The organism is Synechococcus sp. R8-2, from assembly GCF_047461715.1.
Lineage (GTDB): Bacteria > Cyanobacteriota > Cyanobacteriia > Thermostichales > Thermostichaceae > Thermostichus.
Genome location: NZ_JANSHQ010000506.1, coordinates 1 through 4,111 on the forward strand (window position 1 = coordinate 1; position 4,111 = coordinate 4,111).

At 62.7% G+C, this 4,111-nt stretch carries 3 protein-coding genes; all 3 read left to right on the top strand.

The features are described from left to right. On the top strand, nt 1-561 hold a 561-nt coding region (locus NW819_RS11620), incomplete at its 5' end, for a type IV pilus twitching motility protein PilT (protein ID WP_414413839.1). A 198-nt stretch (nt 562-759) separates the two neighbouring features. Continuing rightward, the gene (locus NW819_RS11625; protein ID WP_414413840.1) at nt 760-1,986 is read left to right on the top strand and encodes a type II secretion system F family protein; all 1,227 of its coding nucleotides are present in this window, start codon (nt 760-762) and stop codon (nt 1,984-1,986) included. A gap of 72 nt (nt 1,987-2,058) precedes the next feature. Further along, on the top strand, nt 2,059-4,111 hold a 2,053-nt coding region (locus tag NW819_RS11630; RefSeq protein ID WP_414413841.1), incomplete at its 3' end, for an MG2 domain-containing protein.

Genomic DNA, 4,111 nt, shown 5'->3' on the forward strand with positions numbered 1-4,111 from the left:
GCGATGCGGGAGGATCCGGATGTGATCCTGATCGGGGAGATGCGGGATCTGGAGACCATCCAGTTGGCCATTACCGCCGCCGAGACGGGCCACCTCTGCTTTGCCACGGTACACACCAGTTCTGCCGCCCAGACGGTGGATCGCTTGGTGGATGTGTTTCCGCCCGAGCAGCAGCAGCAGATTCGCGTGCAGCTCTCCAACTCCCTCAAGGCCGTCTTCTCCCAAACTCTGGCCCGCCGCCTCAATCCCAAGCCAGGAGAGCCTGGACGGGTGCTGGTGCAGGAAATCATGGTGGTGACGCCGGCCATTGCCAACCTGATTCGGGAGGGCAAAACTGCCCAGATCTACTCGGCTATCCAGACGGGGGGCAAGCAGGGCATGAAAACGCTGGAGCAAGATCTGGCTAACCTTTACCTACAGGGCAAGATCGACTTCGATACGGCCATGTCTAAGACCTCTCGCCCCGAGGAGTTGCAACGGCTTTTGGGCAACGTTACCGGGCCCTCGCCAGCCGCGGCTGCCCAGCAACAGCGGCCACCAGCAGTTGCCGCCCGTCGCTAAACCTCGTTGCCACCAGGCAGTGCTGGGATCCCGGGGTGAGGGTTCATTGCCGATCTCTAGCCGCTGACTTGATTTGTGGCTAAGCTCTAGCTGAGAGATCGTTGATCTGCCCAAGGTTTGGGCTGACTTCATCTTTTGCACCTGCGAAACATTTAAAGCCATTTCGTTATTTAGAGCGATCTAGCCGGGGGTACAGCCATGCCGCGCTACAAGGTTCGGGGGTTAAAGGCCGGTCAGCCGGTACGCCTGACGGTGGTGGCCAACAGCTTGACCGAAGTTCGTGCACGGCTGCGCCGAGACGGGATTTTCGCCAAACAGGAGGACATTCAGGAAGAAAAGCCCTTTTTCTCCTTGGAGACGTCTTTCGATTTGTCGATGCTGGGATCCATCGACATTCGCGACAAGGCAGTGTTCTCCCGGCAGTTCGCTGCCCTGATCAACGCCGGCGTGTCGATGGTGCGCTCTCTTACCATCATGGAGGAGCAAACCAGCAACCCCAAACTCAAAAAGTACCTGCGGGCTATCCGAGCGGAGGTGGAGGCGGGGAAAAACCTCTCCGACTCCATCCGCCCTTATCCCGACGCCTTCGACGGCCTCTACTGCAGCATGGTGCAGGCGGGGGAGGTGGGCGGCGTGCTGGACGAAGTGCTCAACCGCCTGGCCAAGCTGCTGGAGGACATGGATCGCCTGCAGAAGCAGATCAAGTCAGCCATGACCTACCCGGTGGTGGTGACGATCTTGGCTGTCTTGATTTTCTTGGGCATGGTGCTGTTCATCTTGCCCACGTTTGAGAGCATCTACAACGACTTGGGTGGGGAGCTGCCCGGCTTTACCCAGTTTTTCATCAACATCAGCAAGTTCCTGCGCACGCCCCAGTACAGCTTGGGGCTGGTGGGCTTTCTAGGGGCCGTCTATTTTGCTTTCCGGCGCTTTTACCGCACCCCTGCCGGCAAGGAGACCATCGACGCGCTGGCCCTCAAGCTCCCTACCTTCGGGGATCTGATCCAGAAGTCGGCGGTGGCTCGCTTCTGCCGCACCTTTGGCGCTCTCACCCGCTCCGGGGTGCCGGTGCTGACTTCCTTGGAAATTGTGCGCGACACCTCCGGCAACCAGGTGGTGGCCAACGCCATTGACGCCGCCCGCCAATCCATCTCAGAGGGAGGGCAGATTGCCCCTGCTCTGGGCAAGGCCAAGGTCTTCCCAGTCATGGCCATTCAGATGATCAGCGTGGGGGAAGAGACAGGGGAGCTGGACGCGATGCTGATGAAGACGGCGGATTTCTACGAGCTGGAGGTGGAGGAGGCGGTACGCGCCCTCACCAGCCTGCTGGAGCCGTTGATGATCGTGATCCTGGGCGGTATGGTGGGCTGCATTATCGTGGCCATGTACCTGCCCATGTTCAACGTGTTCGAGCTGGTGAAGTAGTGGATTGGGCTGACCCTTGAACCCCCAGGGCGGCCAGGGCACAGGGTAGGAGCAACAAAGGAGAGGGATCCCATGCTGAGGCGATGGTTGGTGGCCCTGGTGCTGTTGTTGGGGGTGGGGCTGGCGGTTCTGCTTTCCGAACAGCCGACGGGATCCCTGGCGGGACGGGTGGAGCTGCCGGCAGGGGTAGCTCTGGAGAGCGTCCGGGTGATCGCCGCCGGCCCGGCCACGCGCAGCGCCAGCTTGGCCTCAGATGGCGAATATCGCTTGGATCGATTGCCTGTTGGGGAATACCAGGTGACGGTGCAGGGATCCGGCCTGGAAAAGGTGGGCAGCCAGAGATCCGTTCTGGTGCGGGAGGGGGCAACGGTTCGGATCCCCACCTTGCGCCCTCAGCTTGTCCCCCCCGGTCTCTATCTCTACAGCACCAGCCAGGTGTTTACGACCGCAGAACCGGCGCGGCTGCAGTGGCGGGCCACCAGCCTGGGCTCGGTGCAGCTCAGCCTCTATCGCTTTTCCCTGACAGAGCTGCAGGGATCCCCTCTCTTGCGGGATTTGGCGGATGCTGACTATGGCTCCCTGGATCCGGCTCTGTATCCCACCCTGCGGCGGGAGCTTGTGCGCAGTTGGCAGCAGCCGGTGCCACGACGAGCGGGAGAGGGGTGGACAGCCCAAACCTTGGAGCTGGGGATCCTGCCGCCGGGGGCCTACTGGGTGGAGGCGGAGGGCCGGGAGCCGCTGAATGCGGCTGCACCCTTGCCACGTTTCGACCATTGGTTTTTGGTGAGCGATCTCGGCCTCATCCAGAAGAAGGATGCCAGCCAGTTGGTGGTGCAGGCGGTGCACCTGCGGGAGCTGCGTCCCCTGGCCGGGATCCAGATCCAAGTTTTCGGGGAGTGGGGGGATCCCCTGACGGCCACCACCGATGCAGAGGGGCTGGCCCGCTTTGGCCTGCCGGCGAGAGAGGGTTCTTCCCTGGTGGTCTATGGCCGCAGTGCCGACAACACCCTGCAGGCTTTGTCCCGCAGCTACGCCTATGGCTGGAACCAGCCCCACCGGATCTACGCCTACACGGATCGTCCCCTCTACCGTCCTGGCCAAACCGTCTATTTCCGCGCCCTGGTGCGAGAGCAAACCCGCCTCACGCCGCCCCCGGTAGGACAAGCAGTGCAACTGACCCTTACGGCCCCCAACGGGGATGTGTTGAGCGAACAAACCCTGGCCACCAATGCTTTTGGCAGTGTCCATGGGGAGTTTCAACTGCCAGAAGAAGCGTCCCTGGGCAGCTACGGCCTGAAGTGGCAGGTGTCAGGGCCGCAGGGATCCAGCGGCGAATACACCTCTTTTCAGGTGGAAGCCTACCGCAAGCCGGAGTTTGAGGTGGCGGTGGTGCCCGACCGACCTTGGCTGGTGCGGGGGGGATCCCTGAAGGTGCAGGTGGAGGCCGAGTATCTTTTCGGCGCGCCGGTGGCCGCTGCCCAGCTCCGCTACCGAGTTTACAGCAGCCCCGACTGGAGCCTGCGCTATGGGCTGTTGCCCCGTTCTGCCGAGGAAGACTATTTCGCCGACGACCTGGGAGAGGAGCAGGGCTACTACGGCGGCTACGGCCAGTTGGTGGCGGAAGGGGAAGGGGTGACGGATGCCCAAGGGCGGGCGGAGTTTCGCCTGGATCGCCTGCTGCAGGATCTCAACTGGGAAGAAGACAGCTACTGGGGCCCCCAAGAGGTGCAGCAGTTGCGCATCGAGGTGGAGGTGACCGATATCAGCCGCCGGACGGTAACAGGATCGGCGCGGGCCTGGGTCACGGCTGGCGAATTTGCTCTCTTTGCCGAGGCCGACCGCCACCTGCCCGCTCCGGGGGATACCCTCACCTACCGGCTGCAAGCCCGCGATTACGATGGCCGCCCCGTCAGCGCCACCGGAGAGCTGAGCCTGGAGCGCTGGCGCTGGGATCCCAAGAGCAACACCTACCAACGGCAAGGTACCCTGCTGCGGCAGCCTTTTCAGATTGTCAACGGGGAAGGCAGCCTCGACCTCCACCTGCCCGCCGACCTGGAGCCGGGAGACTACCGGGTGCGGTTGACGGCATGGGATCCCCGCCGTCAAAGTGCTCCGCACCGCTGGC

Excerpts from the sequence above, each read along its gene's own strand:
- NW819_RS11625 (WP_414413840.1), top strand. The coding sequence starts at position 760 with ATGCCGCGCTACAAGGTTCGGGGGTTAAAGGCCGGTCAGCCGGTACGC.